Genomic DNA, 26,511 nt, shown 5'->3' with positions numbered 1-26,511 from the left:
AGGCATCATGTCTTTCTCGTATAAGAAACTAAGCGCTGCACTGGCCCTGACGTGCGTGTCGTTGGCGGCGGTACCCACCGTTCAGGCCGCCGACCTGCCCGCCGTCCCCGCAGCCATCAGGGAGGCGGACCACCTGCGCGCTGGCGTGCGCTGCGACCAGCCACCGTATGGCTACCAGGACAATAAGGGTGAATTCGCCGGCGTCGAGGTCGAGATGGCCAAGCAGATTTCGCTATGGGCCCTGGGCTCGAAGGACAAGGTCAGCTTCACCTGCGTGACCGCCGAAAACCGTGTGCCGCAGTTGCTGGGGCGCAAGGTGGACTTGCTGATCGCCACCCTGGGCGTCACCCCGGAACGCCAACGGGTGATCGACTTCACCACGCCCTACCGGTGGGGCGCCAGTGACGTGGTGGTAAAGAAGGACAGCCCGGCCCGCGCGATCGCCGACCTCAAGGGCAAGACCCTCGCCACGCTCAAAGGGTCGGTGCAAGCCAAATGGTTCGAAGACCACATGCCCGACGTCAAGACCCTGCGCATGAACAGCGCCGCCGATGCCTTGCAAGCCTTTCGCCAGGGCCGCGCCGACGCCTACACCCACGATGCCGCCACCCTCGTGGTGGTCGCCGACAACGACCAGGATGCCCGCCTGATAGGTCAACCGTTCCAGATCTCCGATGCCGCCATCGGCGTGCGCAAGAACGAAGCGCAGTGGCGCGACTTCCTGAGCGCGGCGGTATTGCGCATGCGCGAGGAACACCTGTTCCGAGGCTGGGTGCAGCAGTTCGTACCCGAAAACATCCAAAGCTACTACATCAGCGTCTTCGAGCAGGCCAAGCCTGCCGAAGCGCTTTGATCGGCCGCCATCATGGAGTTCGACGTCCATTATCTGGTCGAGCAATGGCCTGCCCTGCTCGACGGTGTGCTGATGACACTGCGCATCACAGCCCTGGCCATCCTCTGCTCGCTGTTGATCGGGGTGCTGGGCGGGGCGGTGCGCGTCATGAAGATCCCGGTGCTGTCCCAGGCAGTGGCGCTGTACGTGGAGCTGATCCGCAATACGCCGATCCTGGTGCAGTTGTTCTTCATCTTCTACGGCCTGCCGGCCATTGGGCTTGGGTTATCGCTGTTCTGGTCGGGTGTGGTGTGCCTGTCGCTGTGGGCCGGTGCGTACCAGATCGAGAACATCCGCGGCGGGCTAGCCACGGTGGAGCGTGGCATGCGCGAGGCGAGCCTGGCACTGAGCCTCAAGCCCGTGCAGTACTTTGCCCTGATCGCCATGCCCATCGCGTTTCGCACCAGCCTGCCGGCGATGCTCAACACCGCGATTTCCCTGCTGAAGAACTCTTCCTACCTACAGGCCATCGGCCTTGCGGAATTGACCTTCGTCGCAGTGGACCGCATCGCCACGGACTTTCGCGCCATCGAGATGTTCACGGCCATCTGCGTCATGTACCTGGTGCTGGTGGGGGTGCTCGCGTTGATGACTGCGCGGCTGTCCGCCCACCTGCAACGCCCTTTCCGGCAGTGAGGCGACCATGAATTTCCTACTCGAAAACTGGAGCTTCGTGTGCAAAGGGTTGTTGATGACCCTGTACCTAGCATTGGTGGTGTTGCTGTTCACCACGCTGATCTCGGCCGTGCTCGGCGTGCTGGCCACGGTCAAGAACCGCCTGTTGGGGTGGACGATCCATGGCTACGTGGAGCTGTTTCGCTCCATTCCGCTGATCGTCAACGTGTTCTTCATCTTCTTCGGTGCGCCGATGTTCGGTGTGGACCTGAGCCCTTTCGCCGCCGTTACCGTGGGCCTGACCTTGTGGGGAAGCGCCAACGGCATCGAGATCGTGCGTGGCGGGCTGGAGTCGGTGTCCAGGCATCAGTGGAAAAGTGCCTGGGCCCTGGGCCTGCGCCCCTGGCAGATCTACCTGTATGTGGTTGTGCCGCAGTCGATGAAAGCCATCCTGCCGGCCTACACCGGGTTGCTGACGATCCTGGTGCAAGCCACGTCCCTGGGCGCCCTTGTGGGTGTGGGGGAGTTTCTCAAGGTCGGTCAGATCATCATCGAGCGGGAAACCGTCATGACCGGCGTGAGCCCCGCCTTCGCAGTCTACGGCGTGGTGCTGTTGGTGTACTTCGTCATCTGTTCGGCGCTGACCTGGCTCAGCCGTTATCTCGAACGTCGTCTGGGTCGTCCGGCGGCACGTACTTCCACTGAAGAGGTTCCAGCATGCAAGCATCCAAAGTCAGTCGGCGCCTGAAGGAAAGCACCGCGCCGCAAGTGAACGAGTACATCTACCGCCCGCGCCTGGAAGGCTTTGCCAGCGGCTTCGCGAACCTGGGTAACGTCAACAAGGCGCACATTCTGATGCTGGCCGAACAAGGCCTGATCCGCGGCGACCATGCCAGCGTGCTGGCCAAGGGTGTGCTGGACATGGAGCAGGCAGGCCCGGATGCGGTCGAGCTGGATCCTTCGCGCGAGGACGCCTACTTCAACTACGAGGCGCACCTGATCGAGCAGATTGGCGCCGACATTGGCGGGCGCCTGCACACCGGTCGCAGCCGCAACGACATCCTGGCCACCCTCGACCGCCTGCGCTGCCGCGACCTGCTGATGGACCTGATCGACGAGTTGGCAACGGTACGCGCCACGGCCCTTGACTGCGCCGAGCGGTACGCCGAAGTGGTGATGCCTGGCTACACGCACCTTCAGCCGGCGCAGCCGATCACCTACGGCTATTACCTGAGTGCGGTGGAACAGGCCCTGGAGCGCGACAGCAAACGCCTGACCCAGACCCTGGAATCGATGAACCAGTGCCCGCTTGGAGCAGCCGCCTTCGCCGGCACGCCGTTCGACATCGACCGCGCGCGCACCGCCGAGCTGCTGGGCTTCGACGGCTACCTGGACAATGCCCTGGATGCCATAGGCTCGCGGGATTTTCTGCTCGAAAGCCTGTCGCACCTGAGCAACCTGGCGGTGTTCTGGAGCCGCGTGGCGCAGGACTACTTCGTGTGGAGTACCCATGAGTTCAACCTCATCGACTTCCCCGACAGCGTCGCTGCCACTTCCAGCATCATGCCGCAAAAGAAGAACCCCACCGTGCTGGAGTACCTCAAGGGCCGCAGTGGCCATATCGTCGGCCTGCTGATGGGTGCGAGCGTGACCATCAAGGGCACTAATTTTTCCCATACCGGCGACGGCAATCGCGAAGGGACACGGGGCTTCTGGGAGGCTGCCGAAGAAAGCCTGCGCTGCCTGAAACTGCTGGACCTGGTGCTGCGCACCGCCACCCCCAACAGTGACCTGGCGGCACGCCGTGCCGGTGAGGATTTCTCCACCGCCACCGGCTTGGCCGACCTGATGGTGCGCGAGGTCGACCTGTCGTTCCGCGAAGCCCACCATGTGGTCGGGGGCGTGGTGCGCATGGCCATGGACCAGGGCCTGCCGGCCAATCAGATCACCACCCGGATGATCGACGCCTGCGCCCTGGAGCAACTGGGCCATGCCCTGCACCTACCCGAGCAGAAGGTGCGTGATTGCCTGGACCCGGCCAGCAACGTGCAGGGCCGCAGCTCTGCCGGCGGCCCGTCGCTTGGGTCCTTGATGCCCAGCCTGGCGCGCGCCAGCAAGCGCCTGGACGCAGAGCGTGCGGCCAACCAGCAGCGCCGCGAGCGCATGAGCGCCGCCGACCTCAACCTGCAAGCCCTGACCCGGGCACAGGCGGGCCTATGAGCACAATCCTGACGGTTCGCGACCTGCATAAAAGTTTCGGCCCCCATGAAGTGGTCAAGGGCGTCGACATGGACGTGCGCCAAGGCGAGGTGGTGGTCATCATCGGCCCCAGCGGCTCGGGCAAGTCCACCTTCATCCGCTGCCTGAACAGCCTGGAACCGCCCTCCAAGGGTACCGTGGTGGTTGGCGATGGCGATCAGACGCGTGCGGCAGACCGCAAGGCCTTGGCCCGGTTGCGCGAGGACGTGGGCATGGTGTTCCAGGACTACACGCTGTTCCCGCACATGACGGTGCTGGCCAACATGATGCTTGCCCCGGTCAAGCTCAAGCGCGCGACCAAAGCGCAAGCCCAGGCCCACGCCCTGGCCTTGCTTGAGCGCGTCGGCCTGCGGCACAAGGCCGCGCATTACCCGGCCGAGCTGTCCGGCGGCCAGCAGCAGCGGGTGGCGATCGTTCGCGCCTTGGCGATGAAACCCAAGCTGATGCTGTTCGACGAGCCCACCTCTGCGCTGGACCCGGAAACCGTCGGCGACGTGCTCAATGTCATGAAGGGCCTGGCGGCCGAGGGCATGACCATGATCGTTGTCACCCATGAAATGGGCTTCGCCCGCGAAGTGGCCGACCGCGTGGTGTTCTTCGACGCCGGCAAGGTCATCGAGACCGGGCCGCCGTCGCAGCTGTTCAGCGCCCCGCAACAGGCCCGCACCCGGCAGTTTCTGCAAAGCGTTCTGCACTGAACGAACAGCGTGTACAACCCTTCTTTGCGCAGCCAGCGCCCGCTTGCACCGGCCAAGCGTGTCTGCGCGCCGGCCAGGAGTATTTCAGATGAACGAAGCGACCCAATCCCTGGATACACCGGGCATCCAACCCATGATCCAGATGGAGAACGTCAACAAGTGGTACGGCAACTTCCAGGTGCTCAAGAACATCAACCTCAGCGTGCAGCCAGGTGAGCGCATCGTGCTGTGCGGCCCGTCCGGCTCAGGCAAGTCGACCACCATTCGCTGCCTGAACCGCCTCGAAGAACACCAGCAGGGCCGCATCGTGGTCGATGGCGTCGAGCTGACCCACGACGCGAGGCAAGTCGAGACCATTCGCCGCGAAATCGGCATGGTGTTCCAGCACTTCAATCTGTTTCCGCATTTGACCATCCTGCAGAACTGCACCCTGGCGCCCATGTGGGCGCGCAAGATGCCGCGCCACGAAGCGCAAGCCTTGGCGATGCATTACCTGGAGCGGGTGCGTATTCCCGAACAGGCGCACAAGTACCCCGGCCAATTGTCCGGCGGCCAGCAGCAGCGCGTGGCGATTGCCCGGGCACTGTGCATGAAGCCCAAGATCATGCTGTTTGACGAACCCACCTCGGCACTGGACCCGGAAATGGTCAAGGAGGTGCTCGACACCATGGTCAGCCTGGCCGAGGACGGCATGACCATGGTGTGCGTGACCCATGAAATGGGCTTCGCCAGGACCGTGGCGCACCGGGTGGTGTTCATGGACCAGGGCGAGGTGGTCGAGCAGGCCGCGCCGGCGGTGTTTTTCGAACGGCCTCAGAGTGAGCGAGGGCGGTTGTTCTTGAGTCAGGTGCTGCATTGAACAGGGGCGCCCCTTGGGCGCCAACCGTGCTGCATTCGAGAATTACAGCGACGACCTGCTTTCGTTCTCAGCGATTGGACCGAGCCGCGCTTTTCCCGCAGGCATGCCCCGCACGTATTGGATGTCGGGGCAGCTTAACCTGCTGCTTCCACGTTCTTGAACACTGCCTCTACTTCACTTTCCAGTTGATTGATCGCGCCGAGGTACTCGATCAACTCCGCCGCCCGGCTTCCGCGCAGCCCCGCCGTGGTCATTTCCCCATCGACCACGTAGCTGTACACGCCACTGACCGCGAACGCCTTCAGGCTACCGATGTGCCGGGCCTGATCCGCCAGCGTATCCTTGAACGCCTGCCCCTCGAAAAACCGGCGCCGGGCCACAGGGTTTCCAAAGGCGACTTCCATGATTACCAGTTCGGCACGCGCTGGCGTGGCCGTGTGCGCAACGTCTGGTGCCGGCGGATGATTCCCATCGTTCTGGAAGGGGGCACACAGGTGCACTTGCACTTTCAATACCGAGGCATCCTGCGCTAGGGTCGGCGCGAGTTTGTCGCGCACATACGCTTGCAGATCTTCAAGGCTTTGTCGCGGGCTCATGTGCACATGAATCCGGTCGGCATGATCGAGCCCATTGAGGCGCTCGTCCGCCAGCCGATTGACCACCATCGTTGACCCTTGCGGGAGATCGTACGCCAGCGTTTCGTCGAACATGTTCTGTTCGTCAGAAAACAGGATAGGGCTGGCTTGCTTGAAGCGCGCCTGCTGGTCGGCGGACTTGAAGCCGATCTCTACACCGCCATCGAGTTCGTAGTCTGCGATCTCTCCCACGCCCTCAGCCAATGGCCAGAGGTGTGCGTCCTGGGTGCGCGAGAAGTGGTGCTGGATGTACAAGCCCAGCCCTGGTAACCGGGAGCACAGCGGCCCATGCACGTCTCGCCAGTAGTGGGCGAAGATGGCGTGTGGGACGCGCTCGCGCCTTTTGACGGTGGTGTAGCTGTTGAGGGTGATCGTCATGGCTTGACCTAGTTGAGCTTGAGGTGTGTTTAGAGTCAGAGCTGCCTGTGGGGAGGGCGTTCAGTCAAGGTTATCGTGGCTTGGCTAGAGGGCGTTTGGCTTAACAGACCGAGAGGTTTCCCGGCCGAGAGGTGCAGCCAACAGGGACTTCTTGATTAGCAGACCTGATAGAATTCATGCCTTTGCGCTTGATCGTGGTCTGAGCACCAGACCTGGCTAACTAGGCCTCCTCTCTGAGGCGGTAACGGCAGTGACCTGTCAGCAGAAAGCGCTAAACATCCGTAACCGAGAGATCTTCGAATGCCCCCCGAAACGCCAGAAAACGCGGTCCGCCCAATGGATACGGTAGTGAGGCGGTTTTCTGTTGCCCCCATGATGGACTGGACCGACCGCCACTGCCGGTTCTTCCTGCGCCTACTCTCCAAGCACACCCTGCTCTACACCGAAATGGTCACCACCGGTGCCCTGCTGCACAACGACGCCCAGCGTTTCCTGCGCCACGATGCCTCCGAGCACCCGCTGGCCCTGCAACTGGGCGGCAGCGTGCCAGTGGACCTGGCGGCGTGTGCGCGCCTGGCTGAGGCAGATGGCTATGATGAGGTCAACCTCAATGTCGGCTGCCCCAGCGACCGGGTGCAGAACAACATGATCGGGGCCTGCCTGATGGCGCACCCGGCGCTGGTGGCCGATTGCGTGAAGGCCATGCGCGACGCCGTCTCGACACCGGTGACGGTCAAGCACCGCATCGGCATCAATGGCCGCGACAGCTATGCGCAGTTGTGCGACTTCGTCGGGCAGGTGCGCGAGGCGGGTTGCCGCAGTTTCACCGTGCACGCACGCATCGCCATTCTCGAAGGGTTGTCGCCCAAGGAAAACCGCGAAGTGCCGCCGCTGCGCTATGACGTCGCCGCGCAACTGAAAGCTGATTTCCCGGACCTTGAGATCGTGCTCAACGGCGGTATCAAGACCTTGGCCGACTGCCATACCCATCTTCAGACCTTCGACGGCGTGATGCTGGGCCGCGAGGCCTATCACAACCCGTACCTGCTGGCCGAGGTGGATCAACAGCTGTTCGGCAGCGTGGCACCGGTGGTCACCCGCACCGAAGTGCTGGCGCAGTTACGGCCTTACATCGTGGCGCATATGCAGGCAGGGGGTGCGATGCATCACGTGACCCGGCATATTCTCGGCCTGGCCCAGGGCTTCAAGGGCGCTCGCCGGTTCCGCCAACTGCTTTCGGCAGACATCCACAAGGCGGCCGAGCCGCTGGCCGTGTTCGACCAGGCTGTCGAGTTGTTGCAGGGGCGTTGAGGGCGCTGGCGTGTCACGCAAGTGCCTGCTGGTTGCGCGACACGATGCAAGGCCCGGCCTGAAGGGAACCTAGGAGACGGTGGGTACTCGAACATTCACCTCTCGTACAGCCGGGCCCTTGAGCGACCGTGGGGGCTGGGGTAATGTCGAGCCCATTGCACAGGACAGAGCACGCCCATGACTTCCAAGCTGGAACAACTCAAGCAGTTCACTACCGTGGTCGCCGACACCGGTGACCTGGACGCCATTACGCGCCTGAAACCGGTAGATGCCACCACCAACCCGTCGCTGCTGCTCAAGGCTGCTGCCATCCCGGCCTATGCCGAGTTGCTCAAGCGCGTAAAGGGCGAGGCCAACGGTGATGTGGACCAGGCCTGCGACATGTTCGCGGTGGCGGTGGGGTCGGGCATTTTGAAAGCCATCCCCGGGCGTATCTCGACCGAAGTGGATGCGCGGCTGTCGTTCGACGAACCTGCCCTGCTGGCCAAGGCGCGCTCGCTGATCGAGCTGTACGACAAGGCCGGTGTTGGCCGTGACCGTGTGCTGATCAAGCTGGCGTCTACCTGGGAAGGTATTCGCGCCGCCGAAAAGCTGGAGAAGGAAGGCATCCAGACCAACCTGACCTTGCTGTTCTCCTTCGCCCAGGCCCAGGCCTGCGCCGACGCCGGTGTGTTCCTGATTTCGCCGTTCGTGGGCCGGATCTACGATTGGTACAAGAAAAGCACGGGCAAGGAGTACACCGGTGCCGATGATCCAGGCGTACAGTCCGTCACGCGGATCTACAACTACTACAAGGCCAATGGCTACGACACTGTGGTCATGGGCGCCAGCTTCCGCAACACCAACCAGATCGAACAGCTCGCCGGTTGCGATCGCCTGACCATCAGCCCAGAGCTGCTGCAGCAGTTGAGTGAAGACCAGGGCGACCTGCCGCAGGTACTGAAGCCAGGCAATGCCGGGGAGCCCAAGCGTCAACTGAGTGAGAGCGAGTTCCGCTGGGACATGAACGAAGACGCCATGGCTACCGAGAAGCTGGCCGAGGGGATTCGCCAGTTTGCGCGCGATCAGGAGAAGCTTGAGAAGGTCATGGCTGAAAAAGGCTGATCCAGCCATGTTGGGGCGAGACTGCTTTGCCGGGGGCTCTCTGGGCCGCGATGCGGCGGGGTAGCCCGAACTTTATACGTTTGAGCTCATATCGCCGGGCCCGCTGCGCGGGCCATCGCGGCACGAGACCGCTCCTACAGGTAACGCGTAATGCTCAGGACAGCTTTGGCCGTTCGGAGCACTTGCACTGCATCTGGATGCTTGAGTTTTGCCTGGGAGCAGTCCCGGCCGTGCTGGGCGGCGCAGCAGGCCCAGGATTTCAACGTCGCGGTCCTACCATCGGGCTACCGCCCTGTTTGCACTACTTCTGAACCGGCTCATAAAGGCTCACGGCACTCGCATCCACCTTTTTCGGCAACAGCCCTTCACGATAGAAGGCATCGGCGATGCGCTGCTGCTCGCCCAGGTTCTCTGGCCTGACCGGCTGTACGTCGTAACTGCGCCGGGCGTTGGCCTGTTGCACCGTGGCACTGTCCAGGTTGCCCCACAGTGGGCCGAGAATGTGCGCGGCCTGGGCCGGGTGGGCTTTGGTCCAGGTGCCGGCCTCACGCAAGGCGAGGTACACCTGCTGCAACACCTCAGGATGAGCCTTGGCATAGTCGCTGCCCGCCAGGTAGTAGCGCTGATAGCTGGCCAACTCGCTCCCATCGGCAAGTATGCGTGCATTCTGCTGACGTTGGGCGCTGGCCACATAAGGGTCCCACGTCACCCAGGCATCGACCTTGCGGTTCTCGAACGCGGCGCGGCCATCGGCCGGTATCAGGTACGCGGGGCTGATGTCCTTGAACGTGAGTCCCGCCTGGGCCAGCGCCTGGATCAGCAAGTAATGGCTGCCTGCTGCCTTGGTCACGGCCACGCGCTTGCCCTTGAGGTCGGCCAAGGTCTTGAGGGTCGAATCCGCAGGTACCAAGATAGCCTGGGCGGTCGGCGACGGTGTCTCGCGGGCGAAGTACGTAAGCTTTGCACCTGCTGCCTGGGTGAACACAGGCACAGTGTCGGCAACATCCGCAGAGATATCGACATTGCCCAGGTTCAGCGCTTCCAAGAGCGGCAATCCGCTTGGAAATTCATGCCACGTGACGCGAATGCCCTCGGCCCGCAGGCGCTGCTCCAGGCTGCCACGGGCCTTGAGCAGCGTCAGCAGGGTCGAGGATTTCTGATAACCGATGCGCAACGTTTGGTCGGCGTTAGCCAGGCTTGGCAGCACCGTGCTGGCCAATAGCGCCAGGCAAAGTCTGCGCAGAGTGTTTACGCTCATCAGGATATCTCCGGGTCAAGGTTGCGCAGCCAGCTTGGTGCTTTCGGGAACGGTAAAGCCGCTGGCGAAAGTGGGTGCCACTTCAAGGCGTTCAGTCATCAGCCCGTGGGCATGGTAGAAATCGGCCGTCTCCTGCTGAGTGGCGATGGTTTGGGGGTCGATCACCTGCCAGCGCAAGTGGCGACGCTCAAATTGCAGACGGGCCGCGTCCTGGGGGAAGCCGATGATAGCGGCAAGGGTTTTCGAGTAACTGTCCAGGTGCTGGTTGGCCCAGACCTGCGCCTGGGCCAGGCGGTTGAGGTAGTCCTGCACTGCAGCCTGCCGTGCAGGTTCGCTCAACGCCTTGTCGGTAGCGGCGAGGAAGCTGTTCCCACTGGAAAGACCCCGCCCATTGACCAGCACCCTTCCCTGCCCACTGAGTTCAGCCAGCGCGGTGTAAGGCTCCCAGGTAGCCCAGGCGTCTACCGACCCATTGGCCAGAGCGATCTTGGCATCCACCGGCCCGAGAAACCGCAACTGCACATCCTTTTCGCTCAGCCCAACCTGGGCCAAGGCCTTGAGTGCCAGATGATGCCCGATGGAACCCCGCCCGGTTGCAATGCGCTTGCCCTTGAGTTCAGCCGCGGTGCGCACCGGCGAATCGGGCCTGACCAGCAACGCGGTGCCGTAGGGGTCAGACTTGTCAACCGCCACCGCCTTGACCGGCGCCCCTGAGGCGAGCACGAACAACAGCGGCGCATCACCAATGATGCCAGCATCGATCGCACCGGCATTGAGCGCTTCGGCAAGGGGCGCAGCTGCGGGGAATTCCGCCCACTGAATGTCGTAGGGTAGATCGCGCAGCGCATCAGCCGCCTCCAGCTGGGCCCGCATGTTGCCCTTTTGATCACCGATGCGCAGGGTCAGGCGCTCCGAGGCGCTGGCCTGGCCCATCAACAGGATGGCTGCCGCCAGGGTCAATACTTTCATTCGAATGGACATGGAACGCCTCTTCGTCCTGTGGGGCGGCGTCGTGCAGCCCGAGCGGACGACTCTAGCGACTATTTTTTAATAACTTAAATTGATTTTAGGAATAACCTAATATGCATTTTTGAATTATTGAGTATCGGTCATGGCATTTCTGCTGATCGGGATTATGCTAATGCCTTATTTTTTTACCGTTCAGGCAAGAGCCGAATCATGAAAATCGATGACATGGACGCGTTCGTCGCCGTCATGCGTTGCCAGTCGACCAACCTGGCTGCCGAGGCGCTGCAAGTCACCCAACCGGCCATCACCCGGCGTGTGCAGAACTTCGAACAAGACCTTGGCGCGACCCTGCTCGACCGCAACACCAAGCCCCTCAAACCTACCCCCATGGGGCTGCGGGTCTATGAACAATGCAAAGCGATCCTGCGCGAGATCGACTCGTTGCGCGAACTGGTGGCCAACGACGGCGCCCCGTCCGGGACGTTGCGCCTGGGCGTTCCGCAGACCCTGGGGGACGTGGTGCTGCTCGACGCCTTGGCGCAGATCCGCCAGGCCTACCCACAACTGCGCACCCAGGTCACCAGCGGCTGGGGTAGCAGCCTGATCGGGCGTATGGACAACGGTGAACTGGACGCTGCCGCCGCGTTGTTTCCCCCTGGCAAGATCTTTCCCGACGGAATCGCCAGCCAATCCATCGCACGTATGCCGCTGAAGGTGGTGGCGGCCAAGGGTAGCGCGGGTAAACGCAGTTACAAACTCAAGGATTGTTACACCCGCGGCTGGGTACTGAACCCCGATGGCTGCGGCTTTCGCGCGGGGCTGCAACGCGCCCTGAGCGAGCAAGGGCTGAGCCTTTCGATCAACCTGGAGACATTCGGCACTGAGTTACAGCTGGGGTTGGTCGCAAATGGTCAGGGGCTGGGGCTGGTTCCGGAGCCCTTGCTGCAAGCCAGCCGGCACCGCGATTCGCTCGATGTACTCACCGTCAGTGATTTCAAGCCACAGGTAGACCTGTGGCTTTTTCATCCTCGCTACCTGGGTAATCTTCAGGAGCCGGTAGAGTTGTTCGGCAACGTGGCCGGGCAACGTTTGCAGGGCTGCTATCACCCTGGTTGATCTAAACCTGAATCATCAGGGTGATGAAACCCAGCGCACGATATACGTAAATCGCATAACTGAATTTGGATTAAATTCGATTGGCTGATAATTAGCATAGAACCAAAAAGACTTTTACAGCGTTCATCCATACGAATACGGTCTTAAGGAACACACCGTCATTCAGGGATGAAACCCATGAGTCACCCCTCAGGCAGCGCGCTCGCCGAGCTGACGCAGGCCCTTGCGGCCAATGCCGAGCGCTATGACCGCAGCGCTCGGTTCCCTCAGGACAATTTCGACCTGCTGCACCGCCACGGGCTGCTCGCCTACACAGTGCCGCGCCACCTTGGCGGTGGCGGTGCGGACCTGGCGAGCGCGCGCCGCGTGATCAGCGCAGTTTCCAAGGGCGACCCGGCCACCGGGCTTATCCTGGTGATGCAGTACTTGCAGCATGTCCGTGCGCATCGGGCAGCAGACTGGCCGGAACGCCTGCGTCACCGCATCGCCCGCGACGCCGTGGAACACGGTGCACTGATCAATGCGCTGCGCGTCGAGCCCGAACTTGGCACCCCGACCCGCGGCGGCTTGCCCGCCACCGTGGCGCGCCGCACGGCGCAGGGCTGGCGCCTGAGCGGGCGCAAGATCTACTCCACGGGCAGCCATGGTCTGACCTGGTTCCTGGTCTGGGGCCGCAGCGACGACGCTGTCCCTTTGGTAGGCGGCTTTCTGGTACACCGCGACACACCCGGCATCAGCATCGTCGAGGACTGGGACCACTTGGGCATGCGTGCCACCTGCAGCCATCAGGTGCATTTCGAGGACGTGCTGATCCCGCTTGATCATGCCGTCAGCGTCAGCCCGACCAACGCCCCGAAAGCCGAACTCGATGAAGACAGCCTGCTGTGGATGAGCGTACTGCTGCCAGCGGTCTACGACGCGGTGGCACAGGCGGCGCGCGATTGGTTGGTGGCATTTCTCACGCAGCGCACACCGTCGAACCTGGGTGCACCTCTGGCGAGTCTGCCGCGTTTTCAGCAGACGATCGGGCGCATCAATACCCTGCTCTTTGCCAACCAGAGCCTGCTCGATGGCGCTGTCGCCGGGCACACCGCAGCCCACCATGCCGGGCAACTGAAGCAGCTGGTCGGCGCCAATGCCATCGAGGCCGTGACGCTGGCGGTCGAAGCGGCGGGCAACCCTGGGCTTTCGCGGCACAATGCCTTGGAACGGCACTACCGCGACGTGCTCTGCAGCCGCATCCACACTCCTCAGGACGACGTCGTGTTCAGTCAGGCCGGCCGAGCCGCACTGGCGCAGGTGCAGGCATGAGCCATTCAACGATTGCCAGCCACCTCGACGCCCAGGCCAATCACTACCTGCGCAAGCAATTACCGGGTCATCGAGTCATCGATGTTCCTCCCGGTCAGCTGAGCCTTGAAGTGGCCGCCGACGTGTTCATCCTGCGCCCGATCAATGTGCGGGGTCAGCGGATCGACAGCCCGCCGGTACAGTGGCCCTGGGGGTTGAAGTGGGTGCAACTGGTGTCTTCGGGCATCGATCTTTACCCCGAATGGATCTTTGGCGGGCCCCCTGTCACCAGCGGCAAGGGCGCCAATGCCGAGCAAGTGGCCGAGTTCGCGTTGGCACTGATGTTCGCCGCGGCAAAGCAATTGCCAAGCCTTTGGATCAAGGACGCCGACTGGCGCCTCACTGCACTGGCGCCTTTGCGCGGGCGCACTTTAGGCATTCTGGGCTTCGGCAGTATTGGCCAGAGCCTTGCTCACAAGGCCGTGGCGCTCGGCATGCGGGTAACGGCCCTGAGCCGCCCAGGACAGCCCATTGCCCAGGTGCGCGGCGTGGAGCGCGCCAACGATCTACGACAGTTGTTCGCACAGAGCGACCACCTCGTGCTGGCCGCCCCACTCACCCGTGACACCCGTGGGCTGATCGATCGGCACGTACTGAACGAGGCCCGCCCAGGCTTGCACCTGATCAATGTCGCCCGTGGCGGGCTGATCGATCAGCAGGCGCTGCTGGAGGCGCTGGACAGCGGTGTAATCGCCCGCGCCAGCCTGGATGTGACCGATCCCGAGCCGCTGCCCGCTGACCACCCGCTTTATCACCACCCACGCGTGTTCCTGTCGCCCCACACCTCGGCCATTTCCGATGAAGGTTACCCGGCGTTTCTCGAAGCCTTCATCGCCAATTTCCACCGCTACCGCGAGCGAGCACCCCTGACCAATCTGGTCGACACCGCCCGTGGTTACTGATCACCGGAGAACACCTCAATGAGTTCACTGTCTGCCGTCAAGCCCACCGCCAACAACGTGCGCGACCGGGTCAGCACCGAAGAATGGGAGGTGCGTGTCAAGCTGGCCGCCGCCTACCGCCTGGCGGCCCTGTTCCGCTGGACTGACCATATCTACACGCACTTTTCCGCCCGTGTACCGGGGCCGGAGGAACATTTCCTGATCAATGCCTTTGGCTTGCTGTTCGACGAAATCAGCGCCTCGAACCTGGTCAAGGTGGACGTCGACGGCACCATCATCGACGACCCGCTGGGCCTGGGCATCAACCAGGCCGGCTATGTAATTCACAGCGCCATTCACCGCGCTCGGCCCGACCTCAAGGCTGTGCTGCACACCCACACCCGTGACGGCGCAGCGGTGTCAGCCCAGCGCGCCGGCCTGCTGCCCATTTCCCAGCATGCCCTGGCGTACTACAGCCGGGTGGTTTACCACGATTACGAGGGCGTGGCCCTGGACCTGGACGAGCAGCAGCGACTGGTGGCCAACCTTGGTGACAGCAACATCCTCATCCTGCGCAACCACGGGCTGCTGACCGGGGGCATCAGCGTGGAACATGCATTTCGCGAACTGCATGGGCTAGAGCGTGCCTGCAATATTCAGGTGGCCGCCCAGGCCGGGGGCAACGATCAATTGCTGCATGCATCGCAGGCGGCCATTGCCAAGGTGCATGAGCAATCCAAGCGCTTTTCCGATGGCAAGGGGGAAGGCATCCAGCGGCATTGGGACGCGTTGATCCGGCAACTGGATCGCGAGAGCCGCGACTACCAGAACTGATCGCTCCAGGCTGGATGTGCCTGCGCTAGGGGCAAGCTCGCCCGCTCAGGCGCCTCCATGTTCCGACGATCGACACGTTGTCAGTGGCGACCGGCTCGCCTTGCGCGTGGCCGGACACCGACGCACTCATCTCCTTGAAGGACCACGCAATGCCCCCACTGCACCACCTGTTTGCCTTCGGCGCCCTGACCCTGGCCCTCACTGCCTGCTCCCCTGGCAATGAAGCCAGTGCTGGCAAAACACTCAACATCGCCTTCTGGGGCGACAACACCACCCTGGTCAGCCTCGATCCCTTCCAGGTCTACTGGTTGGAGCACCGTGTGCTGCTGCGCAACGTGGCTGAGTCGCTCACGGATCAAGACCCCGACAGCGGGCAGATCATCCCTTGGCTGGCCAAAAGCTGGGAAGTCAGTGCCGACGCCCTGAGCTACACCTTCCACCTGCGTCAGGACGTCACGTTCAGCAATGGCGAGCGCTTTGACGCGCACGCCGTCAAAGCAGCCTTCGACAGCAACAAGGCATTCGCGGCTCAGTTGCCCGCCACCTTCGGCGCTACCTACCTGGCAGGCTACGACCATGCCGAGGTGGTCGATGACTTCACCGTGCGCCTGGTGCTATCGCGACCCAATGCAGGCTTTCTGCAGGCCACGTCCACCACCAACCTGGCTATCCTCGCCCCAGCTTCGTACCAGCTGACCGCCAAAGCGCGCTCATTGGGCAACATCATCGGGACGGGACCGTTCACCCTCGACCACTACACACCCGAAGTGGGCGCCCGCCTGGTCAAGCGCAGCGACTACGCATGGCCCTCGGCCAACGTACATAACCGGGGCGCTGCGCATGTGGACGCCATCAACATCAGCTACATCCCTGAAGAAAGTGTGCGAAATGGCCTGTTCCTTCAGGGCAAGGCCGATATCCTGTGGCCGCGCAACCCCTTCTCGGAGGTCGATCTCAAACTGTTCCAGGCCAAGGGCGCCACCATCCAGAGCCGGTCCTTGCCAGGCCCCGCGTTGAACCTCTACCCCAACACCCGTGACAACCGCTTGCTGGCTGACCGACAGGTTCGCCTTGCGCTGCAAAAAGCCATCGATCGCACCAGCTATGCGCATACCGTGTACAACGCGCAGTTCCCCGTCGTGAGCGGCGTGTACGACGTCACCACGCCGTACTTCAAGCCCCAGGCCAACAAGCTCGTCTATGATCCGGCTGGCGCCGAACAGTTGCTCGAAGCTGCCGGTTGGCCCAAGGGCAAAGACGGTTACCGGTACAAGAACGGCAAGCGCCTGACATTGCGCTACAACCTCACCCCGGCCGAAAGCGCCGGTGACGTGTTGGTGCAGGACCAACTGCGCAAGGTCGGCATTGACCTGAAACTCAATGTACTGACCCGCGCCGAATGGGTCGCGGGTAACGCAGCAGGCAGCTATGACCTGACTTCCACCTACATGACCCGTGCCGACCCGATCATTTTGCAGACGATTCTTGACCCACGTTCGGCCAACAGCGCCACGCTGGCCACCAATACCTACGAGCCGCAGACCCTGACCCGGGCACAGGCGCTGTTCGACAGTGGCATCACCGCGACTGACGATGCGCAACGGGCCCAAGCCTACGGGCAGCTGCAAGACCTGCTGATCGACGAAGCCTCCGCCTTCCCGCTGTACGAGCGCGTCTGGCAAGCCGCCACCGCACCTCGGGTCAAGGATTTCCGCTGGACCGCCGAGGGCTTTGCGCTGTTCAGCGACATCGAGGTCAGCCAGCCATGAAGCGCTATCTGATCACCCGCTTGGGTCAGGCGCTGCTGGTACTGTGGGGCGCGTACACCATCACGTATTTCATCCTCTACCTTTTGCCTGGCGACACCCTGACGATCATGCTCAGTGCCTCCGGCATGGAGGCCGATGGCCTGTCACCCGAAGCATTGGCCAAGGCCCGTGCTTTCTATGGGCTAGACAAAGGCCTGTTCGAGCAATACATCGACCTGCTGTGGCGTGCCCTGCACGGTGATCTGGGGCAGTCGCTGTCGCTGGGGCGACCTGTTACCGCGCTGCTGGCCGAACGCTTGCCGCAAACCTTGGCGCTGGCGGGCTCTGCCATCGTGCTGTCGGTGGTGGGTGGGGTCGGCCTTGCCTACCTGACCGCCTACCTGCAATGGCGACCGCTCAAGACGGCACTCGCCCGGGTGCCTTCGCTGGGCTTTTCCATCCCCGTGTTCTGGATGGGCCTGTTGCTGATCCAGGTCTTCGCCTTCGCGCTGGGCTGGTTCCCGGCCACTGGCAGCCAAGGTTTTGCCAGCCTGGTGCTGCCGGCAATCACCCTGGCGATACCCAGCGCCGCTGTGTATGCCCAAGTGTTGCAGCGGGGCTTTCAAGGGGTGTGGCAGGAACCCTACATCACCACCGCCTTCGCCAAAGGGCTCAGCCGCGCCCAGGTCCAGGCCCGCCACGGCCTGCGCAATGCCACGCTGCCGCTGCTGACCCTGATCGGCCTGCAGGTCGGCAACACGGTGTCCGGTGCCGTGCTGGTCGAGACCATCTTCTCGCGCAATGGCGTAGGCCGGTTGGCCCAGGAAGCCGTGCTGCGTCAGGACATACCGGTAGTGCTGGCGATTGTCGCGGTATCGGCGGCCGCTTTCGTGCTGGTCAACCTGATCGTCGATCTGCTCTACCCCTACCTCGACCCTCGCATCACCCCTACGGCCAAGGTGAACTGAGATGACCATGGATATTCCCCTGATCGCACCCGACGCCGCCTCAACCAGCGATGAGCCGTGCACACCCCACATCTGGAAACGACGCACGCGGTATCAGCGCGTCCATCGCGCCTTGACGCCGCTGTTGCGCCGCCCTGGCTTCAGCCTGGCGCTGCTGATCGTCTTGTTCGCTTTATTTGCCGCACTGGCACCTCAGCTGCTCACCAGTTTCGACCCCTACGCCACGGCACCCGCCGACAAGCTCACGCCCCCAAACCTGATGCATTGGTTCGGTACCGACGAGTTGGGCCGCGACCTGTACACGCGGGTGGTGTATGGCGCGCGCCTGTCGGTGATGGCGGCATTGTTGGCAGTGGCCATCGCCCTGGTGGGCGGCCTTGGCCTTGGCGTACTGGCGGGGTTTGCCGGAGGGCACCTGGATGCAGCCCTGATGCGCCTGATCGACGTCTTGCTTGCCCTACCCGGCTTGCTGTTGGCGCTGGCGATCGTCACGGCCATCGGCTTTGGCACGGTGCCCGTGGCCGTTGCGGTGGGTGTCGGGATCATTCCAGGCTTCGCCCGCACGACCCGCGCCGAGGTGCTGCGCATCAAATCGCTGGCGTACGTCGAAGCGGCGCGCCTAGCCGGCGCCAGTTGGACGCGCACCCTGATGCGCCACGTACTGCCCAATGCGTGGGGCCCGGTGGCGGTACTGGCCACCCTGGACTTTGGCGCCGCGATCCTGGCCACCGCTGGGCTCAGCTTTCTGGGCTTCGGCGCAGCGCCGCCCGCTGCTGAGTGGGGCACGCTGATCGCCAACGGGCGCCATTTTCTCGTTACAGCGCCGTGGGTATCCCTGCTGCCGGGGCTGTTCGTGGTGGCCGTGGTGTTCAGCCTCAATCACCTGGCGCGTAGCGCCGAGGAGCATGCCCGATGAGCCAGCAACCCTTGGTCAAGGTGCGCAACCTGACCATCAGCTACGCCGTTGCAGGGCAGCACACCCAGGCCGTGAGCCAGCTTTCGTTCAGCCTGGCCAAAGGCGAAACACTGGCTATTGTCGGGGAGTCTGGCTCCGGCAAGTCGACCCTCGCCAACGCCCTGCTCGGCTTACTGCCGATCAGCGCCCAGATCGATCAAGGTCAGTTGTGGGTGGACGGGGTCGATGTGGCCCAGGCTGACGAGCGCACCAGGCGCCGCTTGCGTGGGCGCACCATTGCCTTGGTGCCGCAGGATCCAATGGTCAGCCTCAACCCTACCCTGCGCATCGGCCAGCAGATCGGTGAAGCACTGGTGTTGGCCCGAGGCCGTCGTTATCCCGGCCTGGCCACAGACATTCAGGCTCTGCTGGCCCAGGTAGGTCTGGACCAGCCCGCGCTGCGCGCTCGCCAGTACCCCCACGAGTTGTCCGGTGGCATGCGCCAGCGGGTACTGATTGCCATCGCGCTGGCCGGCGAGCCCAAGTTGATCGTGGCTGACGAACCCACCAGCGCCCTGGATGTCACGGTGCAGCGGCGGATCCTCGACCACCTGCAACACCTGACGGCCGAGCGCGGCATCTCGCTGCTAATCATCACCCATGACCTGGGCATGGCGTGCGACCGTGCTGACCGCCTGCTGGTAATGAAGCACGGCAAGCTCATCGAGCACGCCTCGCCCAGGCAGATTCTCTGGGGTGCGCAGCAGCCCTACACCCGTGAACTGCTGGCGGCAGCGCCCGCCTTCGTGTCGCGACGCAGCGCCGTCTTGCCAACCGATAAGCCTCCCCTGCTTCGGCTGCACAACATCTGCAAACGCTTTGTCTTGCCTGGGCAGCCCAGCCCGTTCACCGCCCTGCATGACCTGAACCTTACCGTGCACGCGGGCCAGACCTTGGCCATCGTAGGCGAGTCTGGCTCGGGTAAAAGCACAACGCTGCGTATTGCTTTGGGGCTGGAAACGCCGAGCCAAGGCCATGTGGAATTGGCAGGGCAACCTGTCAGCGCATTGAGTTGGCAGCAGCTGCGTCCCTTACGCAGGCGCATCCAGCTGGTGCAACAGAACCCGTTTGCCGCGCTGGATCCACGCTTCACCGTGTACGACAGCATCGTCGAGCCGCTGGTGTCGTTCGGCCTGGGCAAAGGTGAGGCACTGGAGCGCAGGGCGCGGGAATTGATCGCCAAGGTGCACCTGCCTGTGCATTTCCTGGATCGCCTGCCGCATGAGCTGTCAGGTGGCCAGCGCCAGCGCGTGGCCATTGCCCGAGCCCTGGCACTGGAGCCGGATCTACTGCTGCTGGACGAACCGGTCAGTGCCTTGGATGTGTCGGTGCAGGCACAGATTCTTGCCCTGCTCTCAGAACTACAGCGCGACCTGGGCATGGCCTACGTGCTGGTCTCTCACGACCTGGCAGTGGTGGCAAGCATGGCCGACCACGTGCTGGTGCTGCAACACGGGCAGGTCGTCGAACAGGGCCCGGCCGCAGAGGTGTTCGGCCGACCCGCCAGCGCCTACACGCGGGCACTGATCCAGGCCATACCAGGGCACTCGCGCAGCGTGCTGCCGGTAGCGATCTGACCACTGCGCCGCGCCCGTCCACTGCACTACCTAACGCCTGTCAAGCCACATGGCTTGGCGTCTTCCCCACTGGAGCAGGAGTATCACCCCAATGACCCTCGAATTCATCGGCCTGATCGGCCCTCAGGAAAGCAGTGAATCGCAAGCGCCCCGTGGCCCGCTTGTCGATCTGGCGTTTATCAAGGCATTCGCCCAGGCGCAGGAATACGCCGGTTTCGACAAAGCGCTGCTGGCGGTCAGCACCAGTGCGCCGGACTCGATGATCCTGGCCAGCTACGTCGCTGCGCTGACCGACCGCATTGGCCTTCTGGTGGCGCATAGGCCCGGTTTTCAGGCGCCCACCTTCGCCGCCCGGCAGTTCGCCACCCTCGACCAATTGAGCGGTGGCCGCGCCGCGATCAACGTGATCACGGGCGGCGACAGCGGTGACCTGCAGCGCGACGGCGACTATCTGGACAAGGATGCCCGCTACGCCCGCACCGACGAGTACCTGGAGGTGATGCACAACACCTGGACGCAGCGCACTGCCTTCGATCATCACGGCACCCATTACCAAGTTGAAGACAACCTCACACTGGTCAAGCCCGTCGGCAAATTGCCCGTCTACTTCTCGGGCGCCTCGGATGCAGCGGTGGAGGTCGCGGCCAAGCACGCCGATGTGTACATGATGTGGGGCGAGCCACTGGCGCAAGTGCGCGAGCGCATTAGACAGGTGCGCAAGGCTGCAGCCCGCTACGGGCGAGAACATCACATTCGTTTCAGCCTGTCGCTGCGCCCGATCCTCGGCGCCACGGAAGCAGAAGCCTGGGCGCGGGCCGAGCGCATTCTGGCTGACGCCCAGACCACCATCGGGATCCGTCAAGGCAACCGCCGCGAAAAGAACTTCGGCAAGAGCAATGCAGGGTCCGAACGCCTGGTTCAGCTCGCCAAGGAACGCAAAGTGCATGACACCCGGCTGTGGACCGAGATCGCAGCCCTGGGCGGCGGGGCCGGCAATTCCACGTCATTGGTGGGCACCGCCGAGCAAGTGGCCGAGGCAGCGCTGGCCTACTACGAATTGGGCGTGAGCACGTTCCTGTTTCGGGGGTTCGAGCAGCTGCGCGATGCAGTGGAATACGGCCAGGACCTGATTCCGCGCATTCGTCAGCAGGTAGAGCGATTCGAGGCGCAGCGCCAGGCACGCTTGGGCTAGGGTGTACGCGGGTTCGAGCGCTGTCAAACAGTGCCCGACCCGCCTGGGCGTCATCCCATACCCGCGTGTGGGTGTCTGGGGTCTACCGGTTGAACCGCGGGATGGTCAGCCCAAGGCTCTCGCGCAACGTGCTGCCTTCATAAGCCGTGCGATAGATCCCGCGCTCTTGCAGCAACGGTACTACCTGCTGGGTAAAGCGGCGAAATTGCCCAGGGTGCCCGATGTAGATGTTGAAACCGTCCAGGGCCCTGGCTTCGAACCACTCGGCCATCTTGGCCGCTACGGTCGAGGGCGACCCCACGAACGCGCCCGGGCGCAGCTGACGCCCGAATTCCACCGCCTGGCGCAAGCTGAAGCCTTTCTCACGGGCTTGGTCGGCAATGCGCTTGGCGTTGGTGTAAAAACTGCTGCGCGCGTAGTCCAGACTCTGCTGGGGGAAGGGTGCGTCCAGGTCGTACTGACTGAAATCATGCCACCCGAAATTGCGCCCGAACTCTTTGAGGGCCAGTTCGAAGCTGTGGTCGACCTGATGGTAGTGACGTTCGATCTCTCGGGCAGCTTCGTCGGTATCGCCTACGTAGATCTCCGCCCCCGGCAGCACCAGCAATTGCTCCGGGTCCCGCCCCAAGCGCTGGGCACGGCCCTTGATGTCCCGGTAGAACGCCTGCCCCTGCTCGATGCTGGCGGCGTGGGTGAACACCACATCGGCAGTGGCGGCGCCCAGGTCGCGGCCCTGCTCGGAATCGCCCGCCTGGAATATCACCGGCTGCCCCTGGGGCGAGCGCTGAATGTTCAAAGGGCCCTCGACCGAGAAGTGTTCCCCTTTGTGATCCAGACGATGCAGCTTCGAGGGGTCCAGAAAACGGCCACTGGCCCGCTCGCGTGGGAAGGCATCCTCCTCATAGGAATGCCACAGGCCTTGCACCACCTCTACATGCTCCTGGGCGCGGGCGTAGCGGGTGTCGTAGTCATAGTGCTCATCCAGGCCGTAGTTGCCTGCCGTGCCGGCATCGCCGCTGGTGACCACGTTCCAGCCGGCTCGGCCTTTGCTGATCAGATCCAGGGAGGCGAGCCGGCGGGCGACGTTGAATGGCGCGTTGTAGGACGTGGTAAGCGTGCCGACCAGGCCGATGTGGCGAGTGCTGACCGCCAGCGCGGACAGAAGCGTCAGCGGCTCCAGGCGATTGAGGTAGTGCGAGGGCGAACCTTCGGTGATGAACTGGCTGTCGACAATGAACATCAGGTCGAACAGCGCGGCCTCTGCCTGACGAGCGATGTCGATGTACCAATCAATATTGACGCTGGCGTCTGCGGGCAGCTCGGGGTCAAGCCACAGGTTATGCCGCCCCGGACCACCGCATCCCATGGTCAGCGCGCCGAGTTTGATCTGTCGTTTGCTCATGGGGAACCTTCAGTCAATTGCGGTCGAAGCGTGGCCCGCCAAGGCCGCACCAAACGAGGTGTCGAACAGGTCTGCCGCCGGATAGGCCTTGATCAGGCCCAATCCTGCGAAGAACTCCACGGTCTTCTGCGCGTCGGCGATCACCTGCTGGTCCAGTGGCGCAAGGTCAGTGCGCGCGCGGGCGAACCATGCGCGGGCGATGTCTCGATCGGCGCGGGTGCGCTGAGCCCAGGCGTCGGCATAGGCTTCGGTATGGGCAGGGTCGCTCAGAGCCCACTCCCGGGCTTTTTTCAGGCGCTCGAGGAAGTCGGCTATCTGCGCACGCTTGTGCTCCACGGCCTGGCTGTTGGCGACCACGAAACTTTGCGCCGGTATCACACCCTCGGCGGTAGCCAGTACCCGAGCACCTTGGCGCTCCTGCTGGGTGACATAGGGCTCCCAGGTAGCGATCACATCCACAGCTGCGCCATCCAACGCATGGGAGGCGTCCAGTGCACTGAGGTAGCGCAGCTGGAGGGTATCGCGGGGCACGCCGGCCTTGTCCAAGGCACTGAACAGCAGTTGCTGGCTCCACGAACCTTTCCAGATTGCGGCGCGTTTGCCGCGTAGATCCTGGAGGCTACGTATCGGCGAGTCCTTGCGCACCAGGATGGCCACCCCCGCAAGGTTCTGCCGACTGACGGCGATCACCTTGATCGGCGCCCCCAGGGCGCCCAGAAACAGCGGCGGCGCATCGCCGAGCAAGCCGATGTCCAGACTGCCAACATTGAGCGCCTCGGCCACCGGCGAGCCTGCGGTGAACTGCTTCCACTCCAGTGAATAGGGCAGATTGTCCAGCACGCCGGCGGCTTCCATAACGGCGCGGGCGTTGTAGCTCTGATCGCCCACGACCAGCGCCTGGGCAGCGGCGGCGAGGCTGAAGGTTGTGGCCAGCACGGTGGCTGTCAGGTGTTTGAGATAGCGCACGTTCGTCTCCGTAGACCCATTAGGGGATGTGAGGCGATCCGCGCGTGCGGTCTGGCCGGTGGTCAGGTTATAGCTTCAAAGCATTAACATTCAGTTTTTTATAATCTAATGCGCAAATACCAGCTTGTGAAATGCGCTTTAGGCATAACCTCATGCAAGATTCATCTTTTGCGCAAGCGCGAACCCCCTAATCTTTATATTCTCAATTTACATATTAGGTTATTACTATTTTGCATTTTGCGAATATATTACCGATTTGTTAGGGTCTTTCAAATCCTGGACCACCGAGCCTGACCCATGCCCCACCTCCTTCGCCCGGAGCGCCTGCGCCGCTTTATCGACCAATTCGCCACATTGCTCGACCAACAGCCTGACGAGATAACCCTGCTTGATCGGGGCAAGCATCTGCTGGCTGAATTGGTAGTCCATGACGACTGGCTGCCAGTCGATCTTGCCCAACCCGATCCAGAGCGTTATCAGCAATACCTGCTGCACTGTGACTCACGCCAACGCTTCTCGGTGGTCAGCTTCGTCTGGGGCCCCGGGCAGCGCACCCCCATCCATGACCATCGCGTCTGGGGCCTGATCGGCATGCTGCGTGGCGCTGAGCTCGCTCAAGGCTTCGCGCGCGGTGCATACGGTGCGTTGCAGACCGAGGGCGCGCCGGTACGCCTAGAGCCTGGCCAGGTCGAAGCGGTATCGCCGGCCCTTGGGGACATCCATCAAGTCAGCAATGCCTTCGCCGACCAGGTGTCGATCAGCATTCACGTCTACGGCGCCAACATCGGGGCCGTCACGCGCGCCGTGTACACCGTGGACGGAAGCGAAAAACCCTTCATCTCCGGCTACTCCAATGCCCACCTGCCCAATATCTGGGACCTGTCCAAAGAGAACCCTGCCCGATGAGCACCGTCAGCACACGCCACTACCAAGACATCCGCCGTGCCCTCCTGGCGCAAGAAGAGCTAGCCCTGATCGACGTGCGCGAAGAAGCCCCCTTTGCCCAAGCCCACCCCCTGTTTGCGGCCAACATTCCCCTGTCAAAACTGGAGTTGGAAGTGCTGGCCAGAGTGCCGCGGGCAGACACCGCCATCACCGTATACGACAACGGCGAGGGCCTGGCAGCAGAAGCCTTGCAGCGGCTACGGTCACTGGGCTACAGCGACGTGGCGCTTCTTGAAGGGGGACTGGCCGGCTGGGAGGCTGCAGGTGGGGAGCTGTTCCGCGACGTGAATGTACCAAGCAAGGCCTTTGGTGAACTGGTGGAAAGTGTGCGGCACACGCCATCGCTGAGCGCCGAGCAGGTACAGGCGTTGCTGGAGCAAGAAGCCAACGTGGTGGTGCTGGACGCGCGCCGCTTCGATGAATACCAGACCATGAGCATCCCGGGCAGTGTCAGCGTACCTGGCGCCGAGCTGGTGCTGCGGGTGGCTGAGCTGGCACCGGACCCGAGCACCCAGGTGATCGTCAATTGTGCTGGCCGTACTCGCAGCATCATCGGCACTCAATCATTGGTCAATGCGGGCATCCCCAACCCCGTGGCAGCGCTGCGCAACGGTACCATCGGCTGGACGCTGGCGGGCCAGCAGTTGGCCCACGGCCAGCAGCGACGCTTCAGCGAAGTCGAGGCAGGCACCCAGGCCCAGGCTGGAGTCAAGGCTCGCGCAGTGGCCGACCGTGCCGGTGTCCTGAGGATCGACCGCGCCGGGCTTGCCCAATGGCAGGCTGATACCAGCCGCACCACTTACCTGTTGGATGTGCGCACGCCCGAGGAATATGGCTCAGGCCACCTGCCAGGTAGCCGCTCGGTGCCAGGTGGCCAGCTGGTACAGGAAACCGACCACGTCGCCAGTGTACGTGGCGCGAGAGTCGTGCTGGTCGATGACGACGGCGTGCGCGCGAACATGACGGCCTCGTGGCTGGCGCAGATGGGCTGGCAGGTGGCAGTACTCGACGGTTTGCACGCTGCTGACTTCACCGCCACCGGCCAGTGGCAGCCACCGTTGCCAGCGTTACCACCGGTCAGCACGGTTGAGGTGGAGCAACTGGCAGCCTGGTTGGAAGAAGGCGATACCGTATTGCTCGATTTCACCACCAGCGCCAACTACGTTAATCGCCACATCCCAGGTGCCTATTGGGCCATCCGTGCCCAACTGCCGAAAGTCTTGGAAAACGTGCCACAGGCAAGCCGGTTTGTGCTGACCTGCGGCAGCGGCCTGCTGGCACGCTTCGCCGCCCGTGACCTCGAAGCCCTCACGCGCACGCCCGTCTACCTGCTTGAAGGCGGCACTGCACAGTGGATCGCTGCCGGGAATCCGCTGGAGAGCGGTGAGTCACGGCTTGCCGTGCCGCGTAGCGATCGCTACCGACGACCTTACGAAGGCACGGACAATCCCCGGGAGGCCATGCAGGGATATCTGGATTGGGAATTTGGCTTGGTCGATCAGCTCGGCCGCGATGGCACCCACCGTTTCAGGGTGGTTTGATTTACCGCAGGCATTGGCCTGCAGCCTGTGCCCTCGTAGGCTTGCACCGGGTACAGGT

General features: G+C 63.1%; 24 protein-coding genes. 19 read left to right on the top strand and 5 right to left on the bottom strand.

Features of this window, described 5'->3' with window-relative positions:
• Positions 1 to 7 precede the first annotated feature (7 nt).
• From ACF8GB_RS00540 to ACF8GB_RS00515, 6 genes are all read left to right on the top strand, one after another.
• Positions 8 to 853, top strand: a complete 846-nt coding sequence (locus tag ACF8GB_RS00540) for a transporter substrate-binding domain-containing protein (RefSeq protein ID WP_392475333.1) — start codon at positions 8 to 10, stop codon at positions 851 to 853.
• Between the two features lie 12 nt (positions 854 to 865).
• The gene (locus ACF8GB_RS00535; protein WP_023534227.1) at positions 866 to 1,528 is read left to right on the top strand and encodes an amino acid ABC transporter permease; all 663 of its coding nucleotides are present in this window, start codon (positions 866 to 868) and stop codon (positions 1,526 to 1,528) included.
• 7 nt (positions 1,529 to 1,535) lie between these two features.
• On the top strand, positions 1,536 to 2,255 hold the full coding sequence (locus ACF8GB_RS00530; RefSeq protein WP_392515966.1) for an amino acid ABC transporter permease: 720 nt from the start codon (positions 1,536 to 1,538) through the stop codon (positions 2,253 to 2,255).
• A complete protein-coding gene (argH, locus tag ACF8GB_RS00525) occupies positions 2,225 to 3,727 on the top strand; it encodes an argininosuccinate lyase (RefSeq protein WP_392526420.1) in 1,503 nt (500 codons plus the stop codon). The genes ACF8GB_RS00530 and argH overlap by 31 nt, the downstream gene beginning before the upstream one ends.
• A complete protein-coding gene (locus ACF8GB_RS00520; RefSeq protein WP_326384295.1) occupies positions 3,724 to 4,464 on the top strand; it encodes an amino acid ABC transporter ATP-binding protein in 741 nt (246 codons plus the stop codon). Before argH ends, ACF8GB_RS00520 begins: the two co-directional genes overlap by 4 nt.
• 88 nt (positions 4,465 to 4,552) lie before the next feature.
• The gene (locus ACF8GB_RS00515; protein WP_196185750.1) at positions 4,553 to 5,323 is read left to right on the top strand and encodes an amino acid ABC transporter ATP-binding protein; all 771 of its coding nucleotides are present in this window, start codon (positions 4,553 to 4,555) and stop codon (positions 5,321 to 5,323) included.
• A 134-nt stretch (positions 5,324 to 5,457) separates the two neighbouring features.
• On the opposite strand, the gene ACF8GB_RS00510 is transcribed toward ACF8GB_RS00515, so the two are convergent.
• Positions 5,458 to 6,336 carry an EthD domain-containing protein gene (locus ACF8GB_RS00510; RefSeq protein WP_392526419.1) on the bottom strand — a complete coding sequence of 293 codons (879 nt, stop codon included), beginning with the start codon at positions 6,334 to 6,336 and terminating at the stop codon, positions 5,458 to 5,460.
• Between the two features lie 300 nt (positions 6,337 to 6,636).
• Here ACF8GB_RS00510 and dusA point away from each other — a divergent pair, with 300 nt between their 5' ends.
• Together dusA and tal are read left to right on the top strand one after the other, a co-directional pair.
• Positions 6,637 to 7,647, top strand: coding sequence for a tRNA dihydrouridine(20/20a) synthase DusA (dusA, locus tag ACF8GB_RS00505; protein ID WP_392526418.1), 1,011 nt, complete (start codon positions 6,637 to 6,639; stop codon positions 7,645 to 7,647).
• Between the two features lie 177 nt (positions 7,648 to 7,824).
• Positions 7,825 to 8,751, top strand: coding sequence for a transaldolase (tal, locus tag ACF8GB_RS00500; RefSeq protein ID WP_058605681.1), 927 nt, complete (start codon positions 7,825 to 7,827; stop codon positions 8,749 to 8,751).
• Between the two features lie 301 nt (positions 8,752 to 9,052).
• On the opposite strand, the gene ACF8GB_RS00495 is transcribed toward tal, so the two are convergent.
• Together ACF8GB_RS00495 and ACF8GB_RS00490 are read right to left on the bottom strand one after the other, a co-directional pair.
• Positions 9,053 to 10,009, bottom strand: a complete 957-nt coding sequence (locus tag ACF8GB_RS00495; RefSeq protein ID WP_392526417.1) for an aliphatic sulfonate ABC transporter substrate-binding protein — start codon at positions 10,007 to 10,009, stop codon at positions 9,053 to 9,055.
• A gap of 15 nt (positions 10,010 to 10,024) precedes the next feature.
• Positions 10,025 to 10,990: an ABC transporter substrate-binding protein gene (locus ACF8GB_RS00490; RefSeq protein ID WP_058639634.1), complete on the bottom strand. Its 966-nt coding sequence runs from the start codon at positions 10,988 to 10,990 to the stop codon at positions 10,025 to 10,027.
• 198 nt (positions 10,991 to 11,188) lie between these two features.
• Here ACF8GB_RS00490 and ACF8GB_RS00485 point away from each other — a divergent pair, with 198 nt between their 5' ends.
• The 9 genes from ACF8GB_RS00485 (at position 11,189) to ACF8GB_RS00445 (ending at position 21,599) form a co-directional block, all read left to right on the top strand.
• Complete coding sequence (locus tag ACF8GB_RS00485; RefSeq protein ID WP_196127851.1) at positions 11,189 to 12,094, top strand: LysR family transcriptional regulator; 906 nt, start codon at positions 11,189 to 11,191, stop codon at positions 12,092 to 12,094.
• A 177-nt stretch (positions 12,095 to 12,271) separates the two neighbouring features.
• Positions 12,272 to 13,405 carry an acyl-CoA dehydrogenase family protein gene (locus ACF8GB_RS00480; protein ID WP_392515960.1) on the top strand — a complete coding sequence of 378 codons (1,134 nt, stop codon included), beginning with the start codon at positions 12,272 to 12,274 and terminating at the stop codon, positions 13,403 to 13,405.
• Positions 13,402 to 14,346, top strand: a complete 945-nt coding sequence (locus ACF8GB_RS00475; RefSeq protein ID WP_392515959.1) for a D-isomer specific 2-hydroxyacid dehydrogenase family protein — start codon at positions 13,402 to 13,404, stop codon at positions 14,344 to 14,346. Before ACF8GB_RS00480 ends, ACF8GB_RS00475 begins: the two co-directional genes overlap by 4 nt.
• A gap of 18 nt (positions 14,347 to 14,364) precedes the next feature.
• Complete coding sequence (locus tag ACF8GB_RS00470; protein WP_058605687.1) at positions 14,365 to 15,159, top strand: class II aldolase/adducin family protein; 795 nt, start codon at positions 14,365 to 14,367, stop codon at positions 15,157 to 15,159.
• A gap of 149 nt (positions 15,160 to 15,308) precedes the next feature.
• On the top strand, positions 15,309 to 16,928 hold the full coding sequence (locus ACF8GB_RS00465) for an ABC transporter substrate-binding protein (RefSeq protein WP_196126725.1): 1,620 nt from the start codon (positions 15,309 to 15,311) through the stop codon (positions 16,926 to 16,928).
• Complete coding sequence (locus ACF8GB_RS00460) at positions 16,925 to 17,875, top strand: ABC transporter permease (protein WP_078478275.1); 951 nt, start codon at positions 16,925 to 16,927, stop codon at positions 17,873 to 17,875. The genes ACF8GB_RS00465 and ACF8GB_RS00460 overlap by 4 nt, the downstream gene beginning before the upstream one ends.
• 1 nt (position 17,876) lies before the next feature.
• Positions 17,877 to 18,791: an ABC transporter permease gene (locus tag ACF8GB_RS00455; protein WP_196185742.1), complete on the top strand. Its 915-nt coding sequence runs from the start codon at positions 17,877 to 17,879 to the stop codon at positions 18,789 to 18,791.
• Positions 18,788 to 20,407, top strand: a complete 1,620-nt coding sequence (locus ACF8GB_RS00450; protein ID WP_392526416.1) for a dipeptide ABC transporter ATP-binding protein — start codon at positions 18,788 to 18,790, stop codon at positions 20,405 to 20,407. The genes ACF8GB_RS00455 and ACF8GB_RS00450 overlap by 4 nt, the downstream gene beginning before the upstream one ends.
• A gap of 91 nt (positions 20,408 to 20,498) precedes the next feature.
• Complete coding sequence (locus ACF8GB_RS00445; RefSeq protein ID WP_392475344.1) at positions 20,499 to 21,599, top strand: LLM class flavin-dependent oxidoreductase; 1,101 nt, start codon at positions 20,499 to 20,501, stop codon at positions 21,597 to 21,599.
• 82 nt (positions 21,600 to 21,681) lie between these two features.
• Here ACF8GB_RS00445 and ACF8GB_RS00440 read toward each other — a convergent pair whose 3' ends face one another.
• The gene (locus ACF8GB_RS00440; protein WP_078478273.1) at positions 21,682 to 23,001 is read right to left on the bottom strand and encodes an LLM class flavin-dependent oxidoreductase; all 1,320 of its coding nucleotides are present in this window, start codon (positions 22,999 to 23,001) and stop codon (positions 21,682 to 21,684) included.
• 9 nt (positions 23,002 to 23,010) lie between these two features.
• Positions 23,011 to 23,967, bottom strand: a complete 957-nt coding sequence (locus ACF8GB_RS00435) for an ABC transporter substrate-binding protein (RefSeq protein ID WP_196125926.1) — start codon at positions 23,965 to 23,967, stop codon at positions 23,011 to 23,013.
• Positions 23,968 to 24,264: 297 nt separating this feature from the next.
• On the opposite strand from ACF8GB_RS00435, the gene ACF8GB_RS00430 reads away from it, so the two are divergent.
• Together ACF8GB_RS00430 and ACF8GB_RS00425 are read left to right on the top strand one after the other, a co-directional pair.
• On the top strand, positions 24,265 to 24,873 hold the full coding sequence (locus ACF8GB_RS00430) for a cysteine dioxygenase (protein ID WP_392526415.1): 609 nt from the start codon (positions 24,265 to 24,267) through the stop codon (positions 24,871 to 24,873).
• Positions 24,870 to 26,453, top strand: a complete 1,584-nt coding sequence (locus tag ACF8GB_RS00425; protein ID WP_078478272.1) for a rhodanese-related sulfurtransferase — start codon at positions 24,870 to 24,872, stop codon at positions 26,451 to 26,453. The genes ACF8GB_RS00430 and ACF8GB_RS00425 overlap by 4 nt, the downstream gene beginning before the upstream one ends.
• Positions 26,454 to 26,511 lie beyond the last annotated feature (58 nt).

The sequence above is a fragment of the Pseudomonas sp. xss_4 genome (assembly GCF_043104125.1).
GTDB classification, from domain to species: Bacteria; Pseudomonadota; Gammaproteobacteria; order Pseudomonadales; family Pseudomonadaceae; genus Aquipseudomonas; species Aquipseudomonas parafulva_B.
Note: the sequence above shows the minus strand (reverse complement) of the source record. Positions and strands in the feature narration are given on the sequence as shown.